Raw genomic sequence first — 21,665 nt, 5'->3', positions numbered from 1 at the left:
TCGTCCTCGCACCCCGTGCGGCGAGGCCCGTTCGACCTTCCTGCCGCGCGGGGTCGTAGACTCGGGAACACCACCGGCACGTGTGGTGTTGAGGACCTGACGGGATCTCTCTCGAGAGATCCGAGAAGCCGGCCACCACCGGGGCAGCACTGCCCCCGACAGCGCGGAGACGAGATGAGCGAGACCACCGACATTGCCACGCACGGCGTCAACCTGACCGACGAGGCCGCGGACAAGGTCCGCACGCTCCTCGAGCAGGAGGGTCGTGACGACCTGCGCCTGCGCGTCGCGGTGCAGCCCGGCGGCTGCTCCGGCCTGATCTACCAGCTCTACTTCGACGAGCGCGTGCTCGACGGCGACGCGCTGCGCGACTACGACGGCGTCGAGGTCGTGGTCGACAAGATGAGCGTCCCCTACCTCGAGGGCGCGACGATCGACTTCGCCGACACGATCGAGAAGCAGGGCTTCACGATCGACAACCCCAACGCGGGCAGCGCCTGCGCCTGCGGCGGCTCCTTCAGCTGAGCCGTCCGGCGTGCCGCGCGCACGCCACCGGACCGCACGAGCCCGGTCACCCGTCCGCGGGTGGCCGGGCTCGCGTCGTCCGCGGGTCGTGGCGCTCCGCTCGCGGCGGGGTCAGCCGCCGATCTCGACGGTGATCGTCCAGGCCTCAGCCTCTCCCTGACCGGGGAGCCGTTCCTCGCCCACGACCGCGTGCCCGCGCATCCGCGCCCATGCGGGGACGTCGAGGCGGGCGGCCGGGTCGGTCGACCACACGGTGAGCCGGGCGCCCGGTGCGAGGTCGCGCGCTGCCGCCGCGAGCCGGATCACGGGCAGCGGGCAGCGCAGCCCGCGCGCGTCGACCACGTCGCCGGCCGCGCCCGCGTCGCCGGACGCGCCGGACGCCGGCAAGGGCGGGGGAGCGTCGGTCACAGGCCCTGCACCCCCAGCGCCGCGCGCACGCGGGCGACGGCGTCCGGCAGGGCGGCGAGCAGCCGCTCGACGTCGTCCTCCGTCGTCGAGCGGTCCAGGGCGACACGCACGTTGCCGTGCGTGAGCACGCCCATCGCCGCGAGGACGTGCGAGGGCTCGAGCGAGCTCGACGTGCAGGCCGACCCGGAGCCGACGGCGATGCCCTCGCGGTCCAGGTCGGTGAGCAGCGCCTCGCCGTCCACGTAGAGGAACGAGAAGGTCGCGACGTGGGGGAGCCGGTCTACCGGGTCGCCGACCACCTCGACGTCGGGGATATGGGCGACCTGTGCCCGCACGCGGTCGACGAGCGCCCGACGCCGCGCGTCCTGCGCGTCCCGGTCGGCCAGCACCGCCTGGAGCGACACGGCCGCGGCGAACGCCGCCGGGACGGACACCCCGCCGGGTGCCCACGGGTCCGCGTCCTCCGGGAACGGGCTGCGCCGTCGGACGCGGGAACGCACCGCGAGGACACCGATGCCGGGCCCGCCGCCCCAGTCCGCCGGGTCGGCGGCGAGCGCGTCCCAGCTCTCGGGGACGACGTCGTGCCCGAGCGCGGCCCCCGCGTCCACGAGCAGCGGGACCCCGGCCCGCCGCGCGGCCTCGTGGACGGCCGTGACCGGCTGACGCGTCCCCACCTCGCCGTTGGCGGCCTGGAGCGCGGCGAGCGCCACGCCCGAATGGCCGACGGCGTCGGTCATCTCCGCGGCGTCGACGCGGCCGGACCCGTCCACCGCGACGACCTCCCGCTCCAGGCCACCGTGCTCGGCGGCGTGCAGGACGGCGGCACGCTCGACGGCGCCGACGACGACCCGTCGCCCCGCGCGGTGACGCGCGCCGGCGAGCGCGGCGACGGCCGTGTGGAGGGACGCGGTGTGGTTGGCGGTGAAGACGACCTCCTCCGTGCGCGCGCCGAGCGCGGCGGCGACGGCCTCGCGGGCGCCGTCGAGCAGGGCCGCGGCACGCCTGCCCTCCGCGTGCAGACGTCGGGGGTCGGCCCAGCCGTCGTCGAGCGCGCGGTCGAAGGCCTCGCGCGCGAGCGGGTGCCAGGGGGCGCGCCCCCCGTTGTCGAGAAGCACCCGGCGATCGGGGGTGGTGTGTGTCACATGGCCTCCAGGGCGCGGGCGGGGCCGTCGCGGAGCAGGGGACGGCCGGGCTGAGAGTGCCCGAGCGGGCGCAGGGCGCCGGTCGGGGTCCGGCGCACGACGTCGGATCGTTGCGCTCGCGCGCCCCGCGACGAGGTGCCTCCGGGAGTCCGAAGGTCCCACCGGCACGCTACCGTGCTGCCCGGTGGGCCGACGGTGTGGCAAGGATCTGACAGACTCGGGACTGGTGTGTCGAACCCACCCCTGACCGGCCACGACGTGTGCCGCATCTCGCCCGTCCGCAGCGCGTTCCGGGCCACGAAGGGCGGAATCCCGCGCTAGGCTTCGTGTGTCGAGGACGAAGGTCCTGTGCTGGGCTCGTAAAGACGGGCACGGGCAGGACGTGACGTGAAAGGCCCCCCTTGCACTCGCAACCCCCTAGCCGCACACGGCGCACCATCCTGCGGGCGACGGCCCTCGCCGTCGCCGTCGCCGCGGTGGCGTCCGGCTGCGCCACCGACACCGTCCAGCGCGGGTTCCTGCCCGGTTACGAGGACGGGGAGGTGACCAACCAGACCGCCCGGATCACGTCGCTGTGGACCGGCTCCTGGATCGCGGCCCTCATCGTCGGCGTGATCACGTGGGGCCTGATGCTGTGGTGCGTCGCCGCGTACCGCAAGCGCAAGGACGACCACCAGCTCCCCGTGCAGACGCGCTACCACCTGCCGCTCGAGATCATGTACACGGCCGTGCCGATCCTCATGGTCCTCGTCCTCTTCTTCTACACGGACCGCGACATGAGCGCGATCGTGGACAAGGACGTCGAGTCCGACCTCACGGTCCAGGTCATCGGCAAGCAGTGGAGCTGGGACTTCAACTACGTGGACGACGACGTCTACGAGACGGGCCAGCACCTGGCGGACGTCGGCGACACCATGACCGACGACGCGACGATCGACGGTGCCCCGGGCACGGCGGCGGCGCTGCCGACGCTCTACCTGCCCGTCGGTGAGTCGGTGCGGTTCGAGCTGCAGTCGCGCGACGTCATCCACTCCTTCTGGATCCCCGCGTTCCTCTACAAGCTCGACATGATCCCGCACCGGACGAACGAGTTCGTGGTCACCCCGGAGCGCGAGGGCGTCTACGCCGGCAAGTGCGCCGAGCTCTGCGGCGAGCACCACTCCGGCATGCTGTTCAACGTCGAGGTCGTCGACCGCGCGGAGTACGACGCGCAGATGGAGGCGCTCCGCGAGAAGGGCCAGGAGGGTCAGATCCCGGTGGAGGGCTTCAGCCGTCTCCAGGACCCGAACCCTGTCACCGCTACCACGGAGGGTGAGAACTGATGGTCGCGCAGGCCGAAGTCATCCCCGGTCTCGCGCCGCGGCGTCAGACCCTCGGGCGGACCGTGATCAAGTGGGTCACGTCCACCGACCACAAGACGATCGGGTACATGTACCTGATCACGTCGTTCATCTTCTTCTGCATCGGCGGCCTCATGGCCCTCGTGATCCGTGCGGAGCTCTTCGAGCCCGGCATCCAGATCGTGCAGAGCAAGGAGCAGTACAACCAGCTCTTCACGATGCACGGCACGATCATGCTGCTGCTGTTCGCGACCCCGCTCTTCGCCGGGTTCGCGAACGTGATCATGCCGCTGCAGATCGGTGCGCCGGACGTCGCGTTCCCGCGACTGAACATGTTCGCGTACTGGCTCTACCTCTTCGGCGGTCTCATCGCCTCGGCCGGCTTCTTCACGCCGCAGGGCGCCGCCTCGTTCGGGTGGTTCGCGTACGCGCCGTTGTCGAACACGACGTTCAGTCCAGGGCTCGGGGGAGACCTCTGGGTGTTCGGGCTCGCGCTCGCCGGCTTCGGCACGATCCTCGGTGCGGTCAACTTCATCACGACGATCATCACGATGCGCGCGCCCGGCATGACGATGTTCCGCATGCCGATCTTCACGTGGAACACGCTCATCACGAGCCTCCTCGTGCTCATGGCGTTCCCGCCCCTGGCCGCCGCGCTCTTCGCGCTCGGTGCCGACCGGCGCCTCGGTGCCCAGATCTTCAACCCCGAGAACGGCGGCGCCATCCTGTGGCAGCACCTGTTCTGGTTCTTCGGGCACCCTGAGGTCTACATCATCGCGCTGCCGTTCTTCGGCATCGTGTCCGAGATCTTCCCGGTGTTCGCCCGCAAGCCGATCTTCGGCTACAAGGGCCTCGTCTACGCGACGATCGCGATCGCGGCGCTGTCCGTCACCGTGTGGGCCCACCACATGTACGTGACCGGCGCGGTCCTCCTGCCGTTCTTCGCCTTCATGACGATGCTCATCGCGGTGCCGACCGGCGTGAAGTTCTTCAACTGGATCGGGACCCTCTGGCGAGGGAAGCTGACGTTCGAGACACCGATGCTGTGGTCGATCGGGTTCCTCGTGACCTTCCTCTTCGGCGGCCTCACGGGCGTCATCCTGTCCAGCCCGGCGCTCGACTTCCACCTGTCCGACTCGTACTTCGTGGTGGCGCACTTCCACTACGTCGTGTTCGGCACCGTGGTGTTCGCGATGTTCGCCGGCTTCTACTTCTGGTGGCCCAAGTTCACCGGGCGCATGCTCAACGAGCGCCTCGGCAAGGTCCACTTCTGGCTGCTCTTCATCGGCTTCCACATGACGTTCCTCATCCAGCACTGGCTGGGCGTCGAGGGCATGCCGCGCCGCTACGCGGACTACGCGCCGTCCGACGGCTTCACGTGGGAGAACCAGGTCTCGACGGTCGGGGCGTTCATCCTCGCCGCGTCGACGCTGCCGTTCCTCTGGAACGTCTACACGACCTGGCGCAACGCGCCCAAGGTCCAGGTCGACGACCCGTGGGGCTACGGCCGCTCGCTCGAGTGGGCCACGTCCTGCCCGCCGCCGCGGCACAACTTCACGTCGCTGCCGCGCATCCGCTCCGAGTCGCCCGCGTTCGACCTGCACCACCCCGAGGTCGCCGCGATGGACCACGCGGAGCCGAACCCCAACGTCCTGGAGAAGGTCTACGGGGAGGCCGACCGCCGCGGTGAGAAGAGCGTCGCGCTCGACCGCCTCGGCGACAAGCAGGCAGGCAGCGACTCGACGTCGACGATCATCATCGACGAGCCGCGCACGGGTGACACGGACGAGGAGGCCGGCAAGTGAAGGTCGAGTACAAGCTGTTCATCTTCCTGACGCCTTTCTTCGCGCTCATCGGCGTGGTGTACGGGCTCTGGAGCGGCTGGGAGCCCGTCGGCAGCGCCGCGCTCCTCCTGACCGCGGGCCTCTCGGGCATGATCGGCGCCTACCTGGCGCTCACCGCCAAGCGGATCGACGCGCGACCCGAGGACGACCCGGACGGCCTCATCGAGCAGGGTGCCGGCGACCAGGGCGTGTACGCCCCGTGGAGCTGGTGGCCGCTCGCGATCGCAGGCTCGGCGGCGGTCGTCTTCCTCGGCCTCGCGGTCGGCTGGTGGCTTGTCTACGTGGGTATCGCGATGAGCGCGGTGGCCCTCGTCGGCTGGGTCTTCGAGTTCTCCCGCGGCCAGCACGCGCACTGACGCACCTCTTCCGGACGGCCCGATCCCCTCACGGGGGTCGGGCCGTCCTGCTGTCTGCGCGGGGGCGTGGGGCGTTCGTCGCGGCGGGGAGGCGTCCGAGTGCCGGAGCCGATCCTGTGGCGCACTGACGGCGTTCTAGTGTCCCAGGCCGGGCTGGGAGCGCCAACGTCTGGCCGGGAGCGCCCCCGTTCGTGAGGGAGCGCCCTCGCGCGGACGGTAGGGCACACGCGCGGACGGGAGCGCATACGCCGGGGCCGGGAGCGGGCAGGGCAGGGCAGGGCGGGGCAGGGCAGGGCTGCAGGTTCGCAGGGCGGCCTCACTTCGAGCGGGGAAGCCGTCACGACGACGGCGGCCCGGACGCGCCCCGGCTCGCTCGCTGAACGGCTGTGGCGTCTTCGTCCAGTGGTCCAGCGCGGGACGGTGCGTGGTCGCGGTGCGGGGCAGTGTGAGGGGCGGTGTGGGGCAGGCGACGGAGCGCGCCGGAACGTCGTGACGGCCGGAGACGCTGCCGGCGACGCCCCCCGTGGCCGACGCCACGACGCGGCACCTATTGGCGACCGCGGACTGACCGGGGTGGCCCTGGGCGGCCGCCGAGAACGAGGTTGGTCCCGCTATCCGGTGGATAGCGGGACCAACCTCGTTGTGGTGGGGGAGCGGGGTCGTGCTCGCCGACCGGGTGTCGTGCGGCGGGGTCGTCAGGGGACGATGAGCCCGGCGGTCTGGGTCTTGGCGCGCTGGAGGCGGGCCTCGGCGTCGGACCAGTTGACGAGGTTCCACCAGGCGGTGACGTAGTCGGCGCGCACGTTCTGGTAGTCGAGGTAGTAGGCGTGCTCCCAGACGTCGAGCAGGACGATGGGGGTCAGGCCGAGGGTGAGGTTGCCCTGCTGGTCGTAGAGCTGGACGGTGATGAGCTTCTGGCCGATGGAGTCCCAGGCGAGGATGGCCCAGCCGGAGCCCTGGACGCCGGCGGCGACGGCGGCGAACTGCTTCTTGAAGGCGTCGAAGGAGCCGAAGTGCTCGTCGATCGCGGCGCCGATCTCGCCGGTGGGCTCGCCGCCGCCCTCGGGGGAGAGGTTGGTCCAGAAGGCGGAGTGGTTGACGTGGCCGCCGAGGTTGAACGCGAGGTTCTTCTCGTGGAGGTTGATCGCGGCGAAGTCGCCGGACTCGCGGGCCTCGGCGAGCTTCTCCAGGGCGGTGTTCGCGCCGGTGACGTAGGCCTGGTGGTGCTTGGAGTGGTGCAGCTCCATGATCCGCCCGGAGATGTGCGGCTCGAGCGCACCGTAGTCGTAGGACAGCTCGGGCAGGGTGTAAGCGGGCATCCGGATGTACCTCCTGGTACGGACCGCCGGAGGTCGTCCGACGGTCCCTGGGCAGTGAACTGACGGTGTCCCTGCCGCCTTAAGCGGGCGCTGCCGCGCCCCGGGGGCAGAGACGACGATGACCCGCGACCTGCCCGCCTGGAAGAGGGGGTTGGTCGCGGGTCATCGTCCTACTGTGCAGGAACCCGGAGGTCAGCGCTCGTCGGCGCCCTTCTCCGGCTCCACGAGGTCCCGACCGCCGCCGACGGGGGCGGTCCCGGCCTCGATCTGCTCGTGGCTCGTGCTCTCGAGGGCGTCGTGCTCACCGTGCGAGTGGGCGGCGGCGAGCTCGGCCGGCGTCACGGGCTCGATGCGGTCCTCGTAGAAGAACCGCGACAGGCGCTGGAGACGCTTGTCCTTCTTGTAGCCCTTGCGACGTACGCCGCGGGAGTCCGTCGCCGGCTCGATCTCGAGCGGGGCGTGGGCGGAGTAGTTGACCCGCAGCCAGCGCTCCTGCTCGTCGAGCGGGCGGTGGACCTCGATGTACTCGCCGTGCGCGAACCGGACGATGCGGCCGGTCTCGTGGCCGTGCAGCACGAGCTCGCGGTCCTTGCGCTGCAGCCCGAGGCAGATGCGCTTGGTGACCCAGAACGCGAACCAGGGGCCGACGAAGATCAGGATCCGGAAGGCCCAGGTGATCGTGTTGATCGACATGTGGAAGTGCGTCGCGATGAGGTCGTTCGACCCGGCGAGCGCCAGGATGATGAACGCCGTGAGGAACGCGACGCCCAGGCCGGTGCGAACCGGCACGTTGCGCGGGCGGTCGAGGACGTGGTGCTCGCGCTTGTCCTTCGTCACCGCGGACTCGAGGAACGGGTAGACGAAGAGGAACGTGAACAGCAGGCCCGGCACGACGACCGCGGGGATGAGGACGTTCAGCGACAGGGTGTACCCGCCGATCACGAACTCCGTCTGCCCCGGCATGAGTCGCAAGGACCCTTCGAGGAACAGCATGTACCAGTCGGGCTGTGCTCCCGCGGAGACCGGTGACGGGTCGTAGGGGCCGTAGTTCCAGACGTTGTTGATCGCCATCGTGCCGCCCATGAGGGCGAGGATGCCGAACACGACGAAGAAGAAGCCGCCGGCCTTCGCGACGTACACCGGGAACAGCGGGAAGCCGACCACGTTGGTGTCCGTGCGGCCGCCACCCGGGTACTGCGTGTGCTTGTGGAGCACGACGAAGAACAGGTGGAGCGCGACGAGCGCGAGGATCAGGCCCGGCACCAGGAGGATGTGGACCGTGAACAGTCTCGGGATGATGTGCTCGCCCGGGAACTCGCCGCCGAAGATGAAGTACGACATGTACGAGCCGATGAGCGGGATCGCCTTGACGACGCCGTCGGTGATGCGCAGGCCGTTGCCCGACAGGACGTCGTCGGGCAGCGAGTAGCCGGAGAAGCCGGCGGCGAGGCCCATGATCATGAGCAGCATGCCGACGAGCCAGTTGACCTCACGGGGCTTGCGGAACGCGCCCGTGAAGAACACGCGCATCATGTGCGTGACGATCGACGCCATGAAGATCAGCGCGGCCCAGTGGTGGATCTGCCGCATGAGCAGACCGCCGCGGACCTCGAACGACATGTGCAGCGTCGACGCGAACGCGTCGGACATGAGCACGCCGTCCATGGAGGCGGGCTCGCCGTGGTAGGTCACCAGGGACATGCTCGGGACGAAGAACATCGTCAGGAAGATGCCGGTGAGGATCAGGACGACGAACGAGTAGAGCGCGATCTCGCCCAGGAGGAACGACCAGTGGTCGGGGAAGACCTTGCGCGCGAACTCCTTGACGGCGACACCGATGCCGGTGCGCTGGTCGAGGTAGTCCGCGGCCTTCCCGGCGGGGGTCGTCGGCGCGGCTGACTTCGGTGCGGCCGCCCGAGGTGCGGCGGTTCCGGTGCTGGTGGTCACTTCAGACGCTCCCAGAAGCTCGGGCCGATGGGCTCGTGGAAGTCGCTCTGCGCAACCAGGTAGCCCTCGTCATCAACGGTGATCGGCAGCTGCGGCAGGGGCCGCTTCGCGGGGCCGAAGACCACCTTGGCGCTGTCGGCCACGTCGAACGTCGACTGGTGGCACGGGCACAGCAGGTGGTGCGTCTGCTGCTCGTAGAGAGCGACGGGGCAGCCGACGTGCGTGCAGATCTTGGAGAACGCGACGATGCCGTCGTACGACCAGCTCTCCCCGGCGGGGGCCTGCTCGGACACGATGTCGCGCGGGTCGAGACGGACCAGGAGGACGACGGCCTTGGCCTTCTCCGTGATCCACTCGTGGGACTGCATCTCCTCCTGCGAGGCCTCGGGGATGACGTGGACCACCGAGCCGATGGTGACGTCGGCGGCCTTGATGGGCCGGCCCGAGGGGTCGATCGCGAGGCGCGTGCCGCGCTGCCAGAGGGTGTGCTTGAACTTGGAGACGTTCCAGTCGCCGCCGACGCTCCCGACGAGCGGGACCGCGATGGTGAGCGGGAAGAGCGCGAGGGCGGAGATGACCGCGCCCTTGAGGACGCCGCGGCGGGCGATGCCCGAGTCCTTGACGCCCGCGTCGAGCTCGGCGAGCGCGGCGGTGCGCGTCTCGGGGTCGCTCGCGATGGGGTGGCGCTCGTCCACCTTCTCGTGGTCGGACATGAGGACCTTGGCCCAGTGCACCGCGCCGAAGCCGATGCCGAGCAGGGCGAACGCGATGGCGACGCCGAGCGCCACCGTCGAGAGGCGGACGCCCGCGGTGGTCCCGTCCGGCGGGATCACGAAGTAGACGACGAGGGCCGCGATGGTGCCGATGACGGAGATCCCGAAGAGGGCGGCGACCTGACGCTCGGCGCGCTTCGACGCCTTCGGGTCGCGGTCGGCCATGCGGCTCTTGTGCTCCGGCAGACCGGGGTCCGGGAACGTGTCGAGGGTGCCGTGCTCCTCGCGGTGCCCGACCTCGCGCTGCGAGGACTCGGACGAGCGGGGGCTCTGGTAGTCGCTCACGAGGACTTCGCTCCGATCCACACTGCGGCCCCGATGAGGAGGCCCATTCCGACGATCCAGGCCCACAGGCCCTCGCTGACCGGACCGAGCGACCCGAGCGACAGGCCGCCGGCGGAACCGTCGCGCTGCTCGGCGAGGAACGCGATGACGTCCCGCTTCTCCTCGGGCGTCACGGTGGCGTCGTTGAAGACCGGCATCGACTGCGGGCCGGTGAGCATCGCCTGGTAGATGTTGCGCTCCGAGGTGTCCCACAGCGGGGGAGCGAACTTGCCCTCGGAGAGGGCACCGCCTGCACCGATCGCGTTGTGGCACATCGCGCAGTTGGTGCGGAAGACCGCGGCACCGTTGGCCGGGTCGCCCAGTGCTGCGTCGACCTGCTCGTCCGTGGGGATCGCGGGGCCGGCGCCGAGCGACGCGACGTAGGCGGCGAGCTGCGCCGTCTGCTCCTCGTCGAACTGGCGCGGCTTCTGGATGGCCTGCGGACCGTCCATCTGCATGGGCATGCGGCCGGTGGACACCTGGAAGTCGACCGACGCGGCGCCGACACCGACGAGCGAGGGCGCGGTGGCCGTGCCCTCGGCGTTCGGCCCGTGGCACGTGGCGCAGTTGGCCTGGAACAGCTTCTGGCCGGTCTCGATGTCCTCGGTGCTGGCGGTCTCGGCGTTGGCCGAAGTCGGGGCAAAGGCGGCGTAGACGCCACCGGTGACCAGCAGCGCCAGCAGCAGCAGCACGACCGGCGCGAAGCGGTGGTGTCTGCGGGCGGCGAGTGCCTTCACGAAATGATCCTCGTCTCGCAGGTGGGGGAGCAGGGGGCGGGTGGGCGGTCCGGGGCGGACCCCGGGCGCGACGTCAGCGCAAGATGTAGATCACGAAGAAGAGCGCGATCCACACGACGTCGACGAAGTGCCAGTAGTAGGACGTCACGATGGCCGTCGTGGCCTCGTGGTGCCCGAAGTTCTTGGCCGAGAACGAGCGGCCGAGAAGGAACAGGAAGGCGATCAGGCCGCCGACGACGTGGAGGCCGTGGAACCCGGTCGTGATGTAGAAGACGGAGCCGTAGGGCGTGGAGGAGATCGACACGCCGTGCTCGACGAGCTCGGCGTACTCGAAGATCTGACCGCCGATGAAGAACGCGCCCATGAGGAACGTCAGCGTCATCCACTCGTTCATCCCCCAGCGGTTCACCTGGAAGATCGAGCCGGTGCGGACGGGCTGGAAACGCTCGGCGGCCCACACGCCCATCTGGCACGTCACCGACGACAGCACCAGGACGGTCGTGTTGATCGCCGCGAAGGTCAGGTTGAGCTTGTCCGCCTCGAGGGCCCACTCGTCGGCGGGCATCACGGCGCGGACCGTGAAGTACATGGCGAAGAGGCCGGCGAAGAACATGAGCTCGCTGGCCAGCCACACGATCGTCCCGACCGAGACGGGGTTCGGTCGGTTGACGCTCACGTGCTGATGGGCGTGGGGGGCAGCCGTTGCGGTCGACACAGGAGCCATTATGGCCGACGAACCTCAGCTTCGCGGCACGCAGACGGCAGCCCGGAGGCGGTGAATCTCACAATGTCTCCAGAACTTCCCACGGAGACCTGCACTTGGTGACGGAAACCGTCCGAGTGCCATGAAACCCGGGCGTCCGGGGCGCGGGCCAGGGCCCTTGGTCCCCGGTCCGCCGCCGGTCGGCGCACGACCCGCCGCAGGGGTGCTGCGGAGCGCTCCGACGTGCCAAGATGCCAGTCGGGACGTGCGTCCGCCACACGCGGCGCCGCGCGCTCCCGGGCCCACCCGAGGGAACGACGAAGGCGACGGTGACGACGATGACGACGACCGTGACGACGACGCACGGGGACACGGACGTGACCCCGCGCGCGCCGCGCATCCTGCTCTACAGCGACGACGTGACCGTGCGCGAGCAGGTGCTGCTCGCCGTCGGGCGGCGGCTGGGCGCGGGGCAGCCGGAGATCGAGTGGCACGAGGTGGCCACCCCGGCGGCGGTCGTGGCGTCGGCGGACGCCGGCGGGTGGGACCTGCTGGTCCTGGACGGCGAGGCCGACAAGGCCGGGGGCATGGGTCTGTGCCGCCAGCTCAAGAACGAGATCTACGCGTGCCCGCCGGTCCTGGTCCTCACCGGCAGGCCGCAGGACGGTTGGCTAGCATCGTGGTCGCTCGCCGACGACGCGGTGCCCCGGCCGTTCGACGCGGTCGCCCTCCAGCGTGCCGTCGCCGACCTGCTGCGCGCCTCCGGCACGCGGTAGCCGACCAGGAGACCGACCAGCCGAAGGGCCACCCGTGACCGCCACCCCGCACCCTGCCGCCTCGACCACGAGCGACTCGACGGGTGCGGGGCTCACCTGGCCCGGTCTGCTCACCGAGCTCGTCGCGGGGAACGACCTCGACGCCGAGCGCACCGCGTGGGCCATGGATCAGGTCATGTCGGGCGAGGTCTCGCCCGTGAGGCTCGCGAGCTTCCTCGTCGCGCTGCGCGCGAAGGGCGAGACGGTCGCCGAGCTCACCGGTCTCGCCGACGCGATGCTCGCGCACGCGAGCCGCTTCTCCGTGGACGGGGCCGCCGTGGACATCGTCGGCACGGGCGGCGACCGCGCCCACACCGTGAACATCTCGACGATGGCGTCGCTCGTCATCGCGGGCGCGGGCGTGCGCGTCGTCAAGCACGGCAACCGCGCCGCGACGTCGTCGTCGGGGGCCGCGGACGTGCTCGAGGAGCTCGGGATCCGGCTCGACCACGGTCCCGACCGCGTGGCGCGCATCGTGCAGGAGGCGGGGATCACCTTCTGCTTCGCCATGGTGTTCCACCCGTCGATGCGGCACGCGGGCGTCGCGCGCAAGGAGCTCGGCATCCCGACGGCGTTCAACGTGCTCGGCCCCCTGACGAACCCCGCGCAGCCGCGCGCGGCCGCGATCGGCGTGGCCGACGCCCGGATGGCGCCGCTCATCGCCGGCGTGCTCGCCGGGCGCGGCACGTCGGCGCTCGTGTTCCGCGGCGACGACGGCCTCGACGAGCTCGCGGCGACCGGCGGCGCCACGGTGTGGGAGGTGCGCGACGGCGCCGTGACGGAGCACCGCCTCGACCCCGTCGCCGACCTCGCGCTGACGCCCGTCACCGTCGAGGACCTGCGGGGCGGGAACGCGGCGCACAACGCCGACGTCGCGCGGCGGTTCCTCGCGGGCGAGCCGGGCGCGGTGCGCGAGACCGTGCTGCTCAACGCGGCCGCGGGCCTCGTCGCCGACGGCACGCTGCCCGGTACCGCGGAGGGTTCGCTCGTCGAGCGGCTGCGCGCGGCCTACGACGTCGCGGCCCGGAGCGTCGACTCCGGTGCCGCGCGCGCGGCGCTCGCCCGCTGGGCGGAGGCCGCGGCGCGCGACTGACCGCCGGTCAGTCGTCGAGGCCGAGGGCGAACGCCTGCTCGAGGTCGACGTTCGAGTAGGCGCGGAACGCGATGAACGTCTCGGTGCGCACGACGCCCTGGACCTTGCTGATGCGGTCCGCGATGACGTCGGCGAGCTGGTCGTGCTCCTGGACCCGCACCATCGCGACGAGGTCCGCCTTGCCCGTCACCGAGTAGACCTCGCTGACGCCGCGCAGGTCCGCGACCTCCGACGCCACCTCGGGGATGCGTGCGGGGTCGGTGTCGATCAGGACGATGGCGGTGAGCATGGTTCCTCCGGGGACGGGTCGTCGTCAGGCGACCACTCTACGGTCGGCCCGGCCGACGCGTGGGCCAGGTCGGCGCCGTCAGCGTCCGCGTGGCGCGCGACGTGGCGGGCCGTGGTCGCGAGGTCCACGTGCGACCCGGCCGAGCGGACCGGGCACGTCCAGGGACCCGTGACGTCGACGATCCGCACCCCGGGTTCCTGGAGCCACGACAGCAGGATCTCGGCCTCGTGCGGATGGCTCGCGGGGGCCGGCGGCACGGGTGGTGTCACCGTCTCGCCCGTCGCGACGAGCGCGTGCACGAGCGGCCACGGGTCGGTGCCCGGGGCGCTGACGCCGGTCGCGGCGAGCCGCGCGTGCCGCACGACGACGACCTCCCACCCACCGGCGTCCGTCGGGCGCGCGGCGACGAGCTCGGCGCACGCGGCGAGCGGGGCGAGCCGCTGCGCACGCGCCGCGCCCGTGAGGAAGGCGCGCAGGCGCTGGGTGAGCTCGCCGGCCTGCTCGAAGCGCTCGTCGCGCGAGAGCGCCACGATGCGGCGCCCGAGCTCGGCGACCACGCGCGACGGGTCGCCCTCGAAGGCCTCGCGCGCACCCGCCGCGACGTCGCCGTAGCCCGCGTCGCGCTCGGTCGTCGTGCACGGGGCGGAGCAGCGGCCCATCTCGGCGAGCACGCACGCCGTCGCGCCGGGCGAGGCGACGACGGGGAGGCGCCGGGTGCACTGGCGCAGCGCGAAGGCGTCGTGCAGGGCGTCCACGGCGGCCTGGGCCTGGTGCCGCGAGGCGAACGGGCCGATGTGCGCCGCCGGTGCGCGGACGTCGCGGACCAGCGAGAGGCGCGGGTACGCCTCGTCGGTGAGCCGGACCCACGTCATGCGCTCCGGGTGCTGCGACCGGCGGTTGTACCGCGGCGCGTGCTCGGCGATCAGGCGCAGCTCGCGGACCTGCGCCTCGAGCGGCGTCGCACACACGACGGGCGTGACGGCGTGCGCGATGCGCACCATCTCGGTGATGCGCCCGCGCTTCTCCGAGCGCGTGAAGTACGACCGCACGCGGCGCCGGATCGACGTCGACGTGCCGACGTACAGCACCTCGTCGCCGGGGCCGCGGAAGAGGTAGACGCCGGGCGCGTCCGGCAGGCCGTCGGCGAGGTGGCGCTTGCGGCGCACGTCCTGCGGCACGGGGTCCGTCGCCCCGGCGAGGTCCTCCAGGTGCGTCACGCCGAGCGGGCCGAGGCGGCCGAGGAGCGCGTGCAGCACGTCGACGGTGGCGCGTGCGTCGGCGAGCGCGCGGTGGTCCGGCGTGACCGTGGCGCGGAAGAGGGCCGCGAGCGTCGCGAGCTTGTGGTTCGGCGCCTCGTCGCGCGTGACGACCCGCCGTGCGAGGGGCACGGTGTCGAGCACCTGGTTCCCGGGCCAGTCGTAGCCCGCGGTGCGGCACGCGGCCTTGAGGAACGAGATGTCGAACGGGGCGTTGTGCGCGACGAGCACGGCGCCGCGCGCGAACTCGAGGAAGCTGGGCAGCACGGCCTCGATGCGGGGCGCGGTGGCGACCATGGACGACGTGATGCCGGTGAGCCGGGCGACGAAGGCGGGCACGGGCACCCCGGGGTCGACGAGCGTCTGGAACTCGCCGAGCACCTCCCCACCGCGCACCTTTACCGCGCCGATCTCCGTGATCCCGGCGCCCGCGGGGGAGCCGCCGGTCGTCTCGAGGTCGACGACGACGAACGTCACCTCGTGCAGCGGCGTGCCCAGGTCCTCGAGCGTGGGCTGGACGGGGACGCCCTGCGGTGCGGACCCGGCGCGAGGGGCGGCGAGGGCGGGTCCGGACGACATGGCGGCGAGGCTAGCGAGGGCCACCGACACCGCCGCCGCGAGGTCCGTCGGCCGCCCGCCGACACGAAGTCCGGGAGCCGGGGCGCGCGTCCCCGGGCGGCATAGGGTGGGACCGAGAGAATCAGGACGATCAGGGACGAAGCGCCCGCGGCGACCCGCGGACGAGGTGCGGAGGAGGCGCGGCGCATGGTGGCCGACGGACCGGAGGACGCCCTGCCCGCGGAGCCGGACGTGCCGCCGTCGGTCCGCAGCCTCCTCGTGGCCGCCGCGGCGGAGGCGCTCGGCGCGCTCGACACGGCCCTGGTCCCGGTCGCGCTCCAGCGGGTGCGGGCCTTCGCGCCCCGGCGGCGGGCGACGGCCGGCGCGGCACCCCTGTGGCGGGCCCTGGTCGACGACGCGGGGTTCCGGCACGCGGTCGCCGCGGCCTGGTCCCGCGAGCACGACAGCGAGCCGGAGCCCGACGCCGCGCCCCCGGACGGCCTGTCCTCGGCGCAGGTGCGCGAGCGGGCGGCGGGTGCCTTCCTCCTGCGGCCCGACGGCTGGCAGGCGGAGGTGGAGCGCGCTCGCTCGCTCGACGACACCCTCCGGGCGGACCGGTCGGCCCGGGACGACGCGGCCCGCCTCCGCGGCGAGCGCGACCGGCTCGCGCGCCAGGTCGAGGAGCTCCAGGCGCGAGCCCGCGACGCCGACGCGCGCGCCGAGGCCGCGACGGCCGAGCTCGCCGCGGTACGCCGGACCGAGCGGCGGCTGCGCGCGGACGCGGACCGGGCGCGGGCCGAGGCGCGGGCCGCCGAGCGGGCGGCGCAGGGGGAGCGGGACGCCGCCGAGGCCGCGCTGCGGGACGCGCGCGAGGAACGTCGCGCGGCCGCCGTCGAGCTGGCCCGGGCGCGCGCGGAGCGGGACGAGGCGCGCCGGGCGCGGACGTCGTCGGCCGACCTCGCGACGGCCCGCGCGCGGCTCCTGCTGGACACGGTGGTCGACGCGGCGGCGGGGCTCCGGCGCGAGCTCGCGCTCGGCCCGTCGACGACGACGCCCGCCGACGACGTCGCCGCCGGGCTGCCGGACGCGGCGCGTCCCCGGCCGGGGTCGCGCGGCCGCGCGGCGGACGACCCGGCGCTCGTCGACGACCTGCTGTCGGTCCCGCGGACGCACCTGGTCGTCGACGGCTACAACGTGACGAAGACGGGCTACGGCGAGCTGTCGCTCGCGGACCAGCGCGACCGCCTCCTCGCCGGCCTGCTCCGCGTGGCCGCCGCCGGCACGGAGGTCACCGTGTGCTTCGACGGCGCCGACGGCGGCCCCCGGCCGGTGCACGCCCCGCGCGGCGTGCGCGTGCTGTTCTCGTCGGGGGAGATCGCGGACGACCTCATCCGGCGCCTGGTCGCCGCCGAGCCGCCCGGGCGCCCGGTCGTCGTCGTGACGAGCGACCGCGCCGTCGCCGACGACGTGCAGGCGATGGGCGCGGCGTGCGTCCCGGCCCACGCGCTCCTGGTGCGGCTCGCCCGCCGCTGACGACGCGGCCCTCCCCGGCGTGCTGCCGGGGAGGGCCGTGGTGCGCGGGGACGAGGGCCTCGGGCCGTGTCAGCGGACGGGCGCGGGCCCGTCCACGTAGATCGCCTCGACGTCGGCCGCGAAGTCCTTGAGCACCTCGCTGCGCTTCACCTTGAGCGACGGCGTGAGGTAGCCGTTCTCGACCGTGAAGTCCGTCGTGAGGACCGTGAACTTGCGGATCGACTCGGCGCGGGACACCGCCTGGTTCGCGCGCGTGACCGCGGCGTCGAGGGCGGCGAGGACGTCCGGGTCCTTGGCCGCCTGCTCGACGGTCAGCGGCTCCTTGCCGTGCATGCTCGCCCAGCCGGGCAGGCCCTCCGGGTCGAGCGTCACCAGGGCGCCGATGAACGGCTTCTGGTCGCCCACGACGACGCACTGCGAGACCAGCGCGTGCGCGCGGATCCGGTCCTCGAGGACGGCGGGTGCGACGTTCTTGCCGCCCGCGGTGACGATGATCTCCTTCTTGCGCCCGGTGATGCGCAGGAAGCCGTCCTCGTCGAGCGAGCCGAGGTCGCCGGTGCGGAACCAGCCGTCGACGAACGCGTCCGCGGTCGCCTGCTCGTTGTTGTGGTAGCCGCGGAAGATGTGGTCCCCGCGCAGGAGGATCTCGCCGTCCTCGGCGATCCGGGCGCCGCAGCCGGGGAGCTGCTCGCCGACGGTCCCGATCTTCGTGTTCCCGGGGCGGTTGACGCTCGTCGGCGCCGTCGACTCGGTGAGGCCGTAGCCCTCGAGGATCCGCACGCCGATGCCGCGGTAGAAGTGGCCGAGGCGCTCGCCGAGCGGCGCGCCGCCGGAGACCGCGTACTTCGCGCGCCCGCCGAGCGCGTGCCGGAGCTTCTTGAAGACGAGCGCGTCCGCGGCCTTGTGCTGCAGGCGCAGCCCGACGCCCGGCCCCGACGGCTCGTCGAGCGCGCGCGAGTACGCGATCGCGGTCGCGGCGGCCCAGTGGAAGATCTTCAGCTTGCCGCCCGCGGCCGCCTTCTGCTCCGAGGAGTTGTAGACCTTCTCGAAGACGCGCGGCACCGAGAGGATGTACGTCGGCTTGAACGTGCCGAGGTCCTCGAGCAGCGTCTTGGTGTCCGGCGTGTGGCCCAGCACCGTGCCGCCGGCCACGACGAGCACGCCGATGAACCGCGCGAACACGTGGGCGAGCGGCATGAACAGCAGCGTGCGGCCGCCCGGCTCCCCGAAGACCTCGGGCACGGCGGCCACGGCGTTGACCGTGAGGGAGTAGAAGTTCTGGTGCGTGAGCTCCGCGCCCTTGGGGCGGCCGGTGGTGCCGGACGTGTAGATGATCGTCGCGACGTCCGCGAGGTCGGCCAGGCCGCGCCGGCGCACGATCTCGGCGTCGTCCACGCCGGCGCCGTCGGCCGTGAGCGTGGCGATCGCGCCCGCGTCGATCGCCAGCACGTCCCCCAGGGCCGGGGCCTGGTCGCGCACCTCCTCGACCGTCGCCGCGTGCGCCTCGGTCTCCACGACGAGCAGGCGCACGTCCGCGTCCGAGAGGATCCACTGCACCTGCTCCGGGCTCGACGTCTCGTAGAGCGGCACGGGCACGGCGCCCGCCGCCCACGTCGCCCAGTCGAGCAGCGTCCACTCGTAGCGCGTGCGCGACATGATGCCCACGTGGTCGCCCGGCTGGATGCCGCGGGCGACGAGCCCCTTCGCGACGGCGACGACCTCGGCGTCGAACTCGCGCGCGCTGAGCGCCTGCCACGCACCGTCGGCACCCGTGCGGCGTTCGACCATCGGCGCGGCGGGGTCGGCCGCGACGCGGCTCGCGAGGAGGTCGTTGAGGTTCTTCGAGGGATCGACTTCGACGATCCGTGGGGCGCTGATCTCGTCCATTCTGGCTCCAGTGGCAGTAGTCGACGGTGGGAGAACCCTACCCAGTGGCGGCGTGTGCCCGAGACCTGCCGTTGTCGGTAGGCTTCAGGTGCTGTGCGCTGCTTGCGCAACGTTTCGCGCGGGCGCGGAGTTCCGGTGGCCCGACCCGTGGCGCGGGGTCGAGGCCCCGTCGTCGTGCGTGGTCCGTGAGCGGGCGAGCACCCGCAGCGAGACCTTGCAGTCAGCGGAACCGAGCGAGTAGAGGACGGGACATGCACGCCATCGGGGTGGACATCGGCGGGACGAAGATCGCGGCCGGGGTCGTCGACGAGAAAGGCGAGATCATCGTCCAGACGCGCCGCGACACCGAGCCCGACGACGTCGCGAGCATCGACCGCGCCATCGCCGACGTCTATGCCGAGCTCACCGCCGACCACGAGGTCGGCGCGATGGGCCTCGCGGCGGCCGGCTTCGTCAGCCCGGACCGCACCTCGGTGCTCTTCGCGCCGAACATCGCGTGGCGCGAGTACCCGCTGGCGCGCAACGTGCGCGAGCTCATCGGCGACGTCGACGTCCCGATCGTCGTGGAGAACGACGCGAACGCGGCGGGCTGGGCGGAGTTCCAGTTCGGCGTCGCGCGCGACGCGACCGACATGCTCATGCTCACGGTCGGCACGGGGCTCGGGGGCGCGATCGTCGTCGACCGCGAGCTCGTGCGCGGCAAGTGGGGCGTCGCGGCGGAGGTCGGCCACATGCGCGTCGTCCCGGGCGGGCACTACTGCGGCTGCGGCCACGAGGGCTGCTGGGAGCAGTACGCGTCCGGGCGCGCCCTCGTGCGCGACGGCCAGAACGCCCTCATCGCCCAGCCGGACCGCGCGACGCGCCTGCTCGAGATCTGCGGCGGCGACCCGGACAAGCTCAACGGCCCCCAGATCACCCAGGCCGCGCAGGAGGGCGACGACCTCGCGGTCGAGCTGCTCGCGAACCTCGGCCGCTGGATCGGCGAGGGCGCGGCGTCGGTCACGGCGCTGCTCGACCCCGAGCTCATCGTCATCGGCGGCGGCGTCGGTGCGGCGGGCGACCTCCTGCTCCAGCCGGTGCGGCGCGCGTTCGCCGACCAGCTCTCGGCGCGCGGGCACCGCCCGGAGGCGCGGATCGAGCTCGCCGAGCACGGCAACGAGGCGGGCATCGTCGGCGCCGCGGACCTCGCGCGCCGCTGACGGGCGGCGCGGGCGCGGTGCGGGGGAGGCGCGGGCGTCAGACGACGGCGCCCGGCCCCCGGTCGTCGTCGTCCCGCCGGTGCGGCATGCGCCAGAGCAGGATCGCGAGCCCCACGAGGAAGGCGCCGCCGCCCACCTGCGCGACGAGCACGGGGTACGGGCGCGCGACGACCAGCACGACGAGCAGCAGGATCGGCACGCCGACGACGAGCGCCCACGCCATCGTCAGGAGCGGGTCGCGCCCGAGGACGAGCGGCGGGTCCGGGGGCACGAAGTGGCTCTCGGCCTCCTCCAGGTCCTCGACCTCGGGCGTCGTGGGCCAGTCCCGCGGCCCCGTCGGGCGCACCCAGGGCGCCACGGGCACGGACCCGAGCACGTCGCGGCCGCTGCGCGGGGAGCCCTCGGGCGCCCCGGCCGCCGGGTCCTGCGCGGCCCGGGGGTCGTCGCCCGGCCGGGCGCCCGGGTCGGACCGGTCGAGCTCGGACAGGTCCGCGAGCTCGGCCACGATGCCGGCCCACCGGGCGTCGACGTCGAGCGCGGGCTCGGGCGCCTCGTCGCGCGGCGCCGTCGCCTCCCCGTCGTCGGCGGCAGGGTGGTCCGTGCCCGGCGCCGCGTCGTCGGGCGTGGGGTCGGGGACGTCGTCGGGCTGCGGGGAGTCCGGCTGGGCGTTCGGTGCGGCCATGGGAATCACTCTAGAGTCGGATGCACGTCCCGCGCCGGGACCCCGCGAGGAGGAACGTTGTTCTACTGGTTCATGAAGCAGGTGATGGTCGGCCCGATCCTGCGGCTCCTGTACCGTCCCTGGACGCGGGGCGTCGAGCACGTGCCGGACGAGGGCGGTGCCATCCTCGCGAGCAACCACCTCGCGGTGATCGACTCGTTCATCCTGCCGCTCGTCCTCGACCGCAAGGTCCAGTTCCTCGGCAAGTCCGACTACTTCACAGGCACGGGCGTCAAAGGCCGCCTGACCGCGGGCTTCATGCGCGGCGTCGGGACGATCCCCGTGGACCGCGCGGGCGGCAAGGCGAGCGAGGCCGCGCTCGAGACGGGCCTGCGCGTCCTGCGCGAGGGCGACCTGTTCGGCATCTACCCGGAGGGCACGCGCAGCCCGGACGGACGGCTGTACCGCGGCAAGACGGGCGTCGCGCGCCTCGCGCTCGAGTCGGGCGCCCCGGTGGTCCCGGTCGCGATGGTCGGGACGAACATCGCGCAGCCGATCGGCAAGGTCATCCCCACGCCCATGCGCATCGGGGTCGTCATCGGCGAGCCGCTCGACTTCTCGCGCTACCGCGGCATGGAGAACGACCGCTTCATCCTGCGCGCCGTCGCCGACGAGATCCAGTACGCGATCATGCGGCTGTCCGGGCAGGAGTACGTCGACATCTACGCGGCCACGGCCAAGGCGCGCCTCGCGGCGGGCCACACCGAGTCCGAGGTGGCGGGCGGAGCCCCCGGCGGGCGTCCCGCCCCGGACGTCCAGGTCCCGGAACCGCCGCCGGAGCCCGGCGCGTCGTCAGTAGACTGAGCGACGGCCGGTCGCGCCGGGCCCGTGCAGGGCCCGAGCCCCGTCGCCGCCACCCCGCCGGACCGCGTCCGTCCGGCCAGGATCCGTCCTAC

Annotated in this window: 20 protein-coding genes; 9 read left to right on the top strand and 11 right to left on the bottom strand. The window is 72.8% G+C overall.

Translation table 11 applies throughout. The annotated features are described in order from the left end of the window. The first annotated feature begins 174 nt into the window (after positions 1-174). A complete protein-coding gene (gene erpA / locus BJP59_RS09780; protein ID WP_043658948.1) occupies positions 175-525 on the top strand; it encodes an iron-sulfur cluster insertion protein ErpA in 351 nt (116 codons plus the stop codon). A gap of 111 nt (positions 526-636) precedes the next feature. Here erpA and BJP59_RS09775 read toward each other — a convergent pair whose 3' ends face one another. Both BJP59_RS09775 and BJP59_RS09770 read right to left on the bottom strand, forming a co-directional pair. Then, positions 637-933 carry a sulfurtransferase TusA family protein gene (locus BJP59_RS09775; RefSeq protein WP_336244624.1) on the bottom strand — a complete coding sequence of 99 codons (297 nt, stop codon included), beginning with the start codon at positions 931-933 and terminating at the stop codon, positions 637-639. Beyond that, complete coding sequence (locus BJP59_RS09770) at positions 930-2,048, bottom strand: cysteine desulfurase family protein (protein ID WP_228485373.1); 1,119 nt, start codon at positions 2,046-2,048, stop codon at positions 930-932. The genes BJP59_RS09775 and BJP59_RS09770 overlap by 4 nt, the downstream gene beginning before the upstream one ends. 428 nt (positions 2,049-2,476) lie before the next feature. Here BJP59_RS09770 and ctaC point away from each other — a divergent pair, with 428 nt between their 5' ends. The 3 genes from ctaC to BJP59_RS09755 are packed head-to-tail and all read left to right on the top strand — an operon-like array spanning position 2,477 to position 5,615. After that, positions 2,477-3,397 (top strand): aa3-type cytochrome oxidase subunit II, encoded by a 921-nt coding sequence (gene ctaC, locus BJP59_RS09765; RefSeq protein ID WP_021482035.1) that lies wholly within the window; start codon positions 2,477-2,479, stop codon positions 3,395-3,397. Next, the gene (gene ctaD / locus BJP59_RS09760) at positions 3,397-5,220 is read left to right on the top strand and encodes an aa3-type cytochrome oxidase subunit I (protein ID WP_021482036.1); all 1,824 of its coding nucleotides are present in this window, start codon (positions 3,397-3,399) and stop codon (positions 5,218-5,220) included. The genes ctaC and ctaD overlap by 1 nt, the downstream gene beginning before the upstream one ends. Next, positions 5,217-5,615, top strand: a complete 399-nt coding sequence (locus BJP59_RS09755; protein ID WP_194522843.1) for a cytochrome c oxidase subunit 4 — start codon at positions 5,217-5,219, stop codon at positions 5,613-5,615. The genes ctaD and BJP59_RS09755 overlap by 4 nt, the downstream gene beginning before the upstream one ends. Positions 5,616-6,310: 695 nt before the next feature. On the opposite strand, the gene BJP59_RS09750 is transcribed toward BJP59_RS09755, so the two are convergent. The 5 genes from BJP59_RS09750 to ctaE all read right to left on the bottom strand — a co-directional run bounded on the left by BJP59_RS09750 (position 6,311) and on the right by ctaE (position 11,439). After that, positions 6,311-6,934, bottom strand: a complete 624-nt coding sequence (locus tag BJP59_RS09750) for a superoxide dismutase (protein WP_085387761.1) — start codon at positions 6,932-6,934, stop codon at positions 6,311-6,313. A 192-nt stretch (positions 6,935-7,126) separates the two neighbouring features. Next, positions 7,127-8,881, bottom strand: a complete 1,755-nt coding sequence (gene qcrB / locus BJP59_RS09745; protein WP_021481147.1) for a cytochrome bc1 complex cytochrome b subunit — start codon at positions 8,879-8,881, stop codon at positions 7,127-7,129. Next, positions 8,878-9,939 (bottom strand): cytochrome bc1 complex Rieske iron-sulfur subunit, encoded by a 1,062-nt coding sequence (gene qcrA / locus BJP59_RS09740; protein WP_442861539.1) that lies wholly within the window; start codon positions 9,937-9,939, stop codon positions 8,878-8,880. Before qcrA ends, qcrB begins: the two co-directional genes overlap by 4 nt. Continuing rightward, the gene (gene qcrC / locus BJP59_RS09735) at positions 9,936-10,715 is read right to left on the bottom strand and encodes a cytochrome bc1 complex diheme cytochrome c subunit (protein WP_021481149.1); all 780 of its coding nucleotides are present in this window, start codon (positions 10,713-10,715) and stop codon (positions 9,936-9,938) included. Before qcrC ends, qcrA begins: the two co-directional genes overlap by 4 nt. Positions 10,716-10,788: 73 nt before the next feature. Continuing rightward, on the bottom strand, positions 10,789-11,439 hold the full coding sequence (gene ctaE, locus BJP59_RS09730; RefSeq protein WP_021481150.1) for an aa3-type cytochrome oxidase subunit III: 651 nt from the start codon (positions 11,437-11,439) through the stop codon (positions 10,789-10,791). Between the two features lie 317 nt (positions 11,440-11,756). Between ctaE and BJP59_RS09725 the strand changes: the two genes are divergently transcribed. Next, the gene (locus BJP59_RS09725; protein ID WP_021481151.1) at positions 11,757-12,194 is read left to right on the top strand and encodes a response regulator transcription factor; all 438 of its coding nucleotides are present in this window, start codon (positions 11,757-11,759) and stop codon (positions 12,192-12,194) included. Positions 12,195-12,228: 34 nt separating this feature from the next. Continuing rightward, on the top strand, positions 12,229-13,326 hold the full coding sequence (gene trpD / locus BJP59_RS09720) for an anthranilate phosphoribosyltransferase (protein WP_194522842.1): 1,098 nt from the start codon (positions 12,229-12,231) through the stop codon (positions 13,324-13,326). A gap of 7 nt (positions 13,327-13,333) precedes the next feature. Here the strand turns inward: trpD and BJP59_RS09715 are convergent, their stop codons facing one another. Together BJP59_RS09715 and BJP59_RS09710 are read right to left on the bottom strand one after the other, a co-directional pair. After that, positions 13,334-13,615: an Lrp/AsnC family transcriptional regulator gene (locus tag BJP59_RS09715; protein ID WP_034654744.1), complete on the bottom strand. Its 282-nt coding sequence runs from the start codon at positions 13,613-13,615 to the stop codon at positions 13,334-13,336. After that, positions 13,594-15,450 (bottom strand): DEDD exonuclease domain-containing protein, encoded by a 1,857-nt coding sequence (locus BJP59_RS09710; protein ID WP_194522841.1) that lies wholly within the window; start codon positions 15,448-15,450, stop codon positions 13,594-13,596. The genes BJP59_RS09715 and BJP59_RS09710 overlap by 22 nt, the downstream gene beginning before the upstream one ends. A 186-nt stretch (positions 15,451-15,636) precedes the next feature. On the opposite strand from BJP59_RS09710, the gene BJP59_RS09705 reads away from it, so the two are divergent. Continuing rightward, on the top strand, positions 15,637-16,962 hold the full coding sequence (locus BJP59_RS09705) for an NYN domain-containing protein (protein WP_194522840.1): 1,326 nt from the start codon (positions 15,637-15,639) through the stop codon (positions 16,960-16,962). A 69-nt stretch (positions 16,963-17,031) separates the two neighbouring features. On the opposite strand, the gene BJP59_RS09700 is transcribed toward BJP59_RS09705, so the two are convergent. Further along, positions 17,032-18,849 carry an AMP-dependent synthetase/ligase gene (locus BJP59_RS09700; RefSeq protein WP_194522839.1) on the bottom strand — a complete coding sequence of 606 codons (1,818 nt, stop codon included), beginning with the start codon at positions 18,847-18,849 and terminating at the stop codon, positions 17,032-17,034. 251 nt (positions 18,850-19,100) lie between these two features. Here BJP59_RS09700 and BJP59_RS09695 point away from each other — a divergent pair, with 251 nt between their 5' ends. Then, complete coding sequence (locus BJP59_RS09695; protein WP_194522838.1) at positions 19,101-20,048, top strand: ROK family glucokinase; 948 nt, start codon at positions 19,101-19,103, stop codon at positions 20,046-20,048. A 37-nt stretch (positions 20,049-20,085) separates the two neighbouring features. Here the strand turns inward: BJP59_RS09695 and BJP59_RS09690 are convergent, their stop codons facing one another. After that, on the bottom strand, positions 20,086-20,730 hold the full coding sequence (locus BJP59_RS09690) for a hypothetical protein (protein ID WP_194522837.1): 645 nt from the start codon (positions 20,728-20,730) through the stop codon (positions 20,086-20,088). Positions 20,731-20,787: 57 nt separating this feature from the next. Between BJP59_RS09690 and BJP59_RS09685 the strand changes: the two genes are divergently transcribed. Then, positions 20,788-21,573, top strand: coding sequence for a lysophospholipid acyltransferase family protein (locus tag BJP59_RS09685; protein WP_228485372.1), 786 nt, complete (start codon positions 20,788-20,790; stop codon positions 21,571-21,573). Positions 21,574-21,665: the final 92 nt, after the last annotated feature.

Origin of the sequence: Cellulosimicrobium sp. JZ28 (assembly GCF_015327065.1) — a bacterium.
In the GTDB taxonomy this organism is placed as follows: domain Bacteria; phylum Actinomycetota; class Actinomycetes; order Actinomycetales; family Cellulomonadaceae; genus Cellulosimicrobium; species Cellulosimicrobium funkei.
The sequence above is the reverse complement of the archived record's forward strand: the minus strand, read 5'-3'. Positions and strand labels throughout refer to the sequence as shown.

Coding starts and splice junctions, on each gene's coding strand:
- erpA (WP_043658948.1), top strand. CDS start 175: ATGAGCGAGACCACCGACATTGCCACGCACGGCGTCAACCTGACCGAC.
- BJP59_RS09715 (WP_034654744.1), bottom strand. CDS start 13,615: ATGCTCACCGCCATCGTCCTGATCGACACCGACCCCGCACGCATCCCC.
- BJP59_RS09695 (WP_194522838.1), top strand. CDS start 19,101: ATGCACGCCATCGGGGTGGACATCGGCGGGACGAAGATCGCGGCCGGG.
- BJP59_RS09705 (WP_194522840.1), top strand. CDS start 15,637: ATGGTGGCCGACGGACCGGAGGACGCCCTGCCCGCGGAGCCGGACGTG.
- ctaD (WP_021482036.1), top strand. CDS start 3,397: ATGGTCGCGCAGGCCGAAGTCATCCCCGGTCTCGCGCCGCGGCGTCAG.
- BJP59_RS09725 (WP_021481151.1), top strand. CDS start 11,757: ATGACGACGACCGTGACGACGACGCACGGGGACACGGACGTGACCCCG.
- ctaE (WP_021481150.1), bottom strand. CDS start 11,439: ATGGCTCCTGTGTCGACCGCAACGGCTGCCCCCCACGCCCATCAGCAC.
- BJP59_RS09700 (WP_194522839.1), bottom strand. CDS start 18,849: ATGGACGAGATCAGCGCCCCACGGATCGTCGAAGTCGATCCCTCGAAG.
- BJP59_RS09710 (WP_194522841.1), bottom strand. CDS start 15,450: ATGTCGTCCGGACCCGCCCTCGCCGCCCCTCGCGCCGGGTCCGCACCG.
- BJP59_RS09750 (WP_085387761.1), bottom strand. CDS start 6,934: ATGCCCGCTTACACCCTGCCCGAGCTGTCCTACGACTACGGTGCGCTC.
- BJP59_RS09690 (WP_194522837.1), bottom strand. CDS start 20,730: ATGGCCGCACCGAACGCCCAGCCGGACTCCCCGCAGCCCGACGACGTC.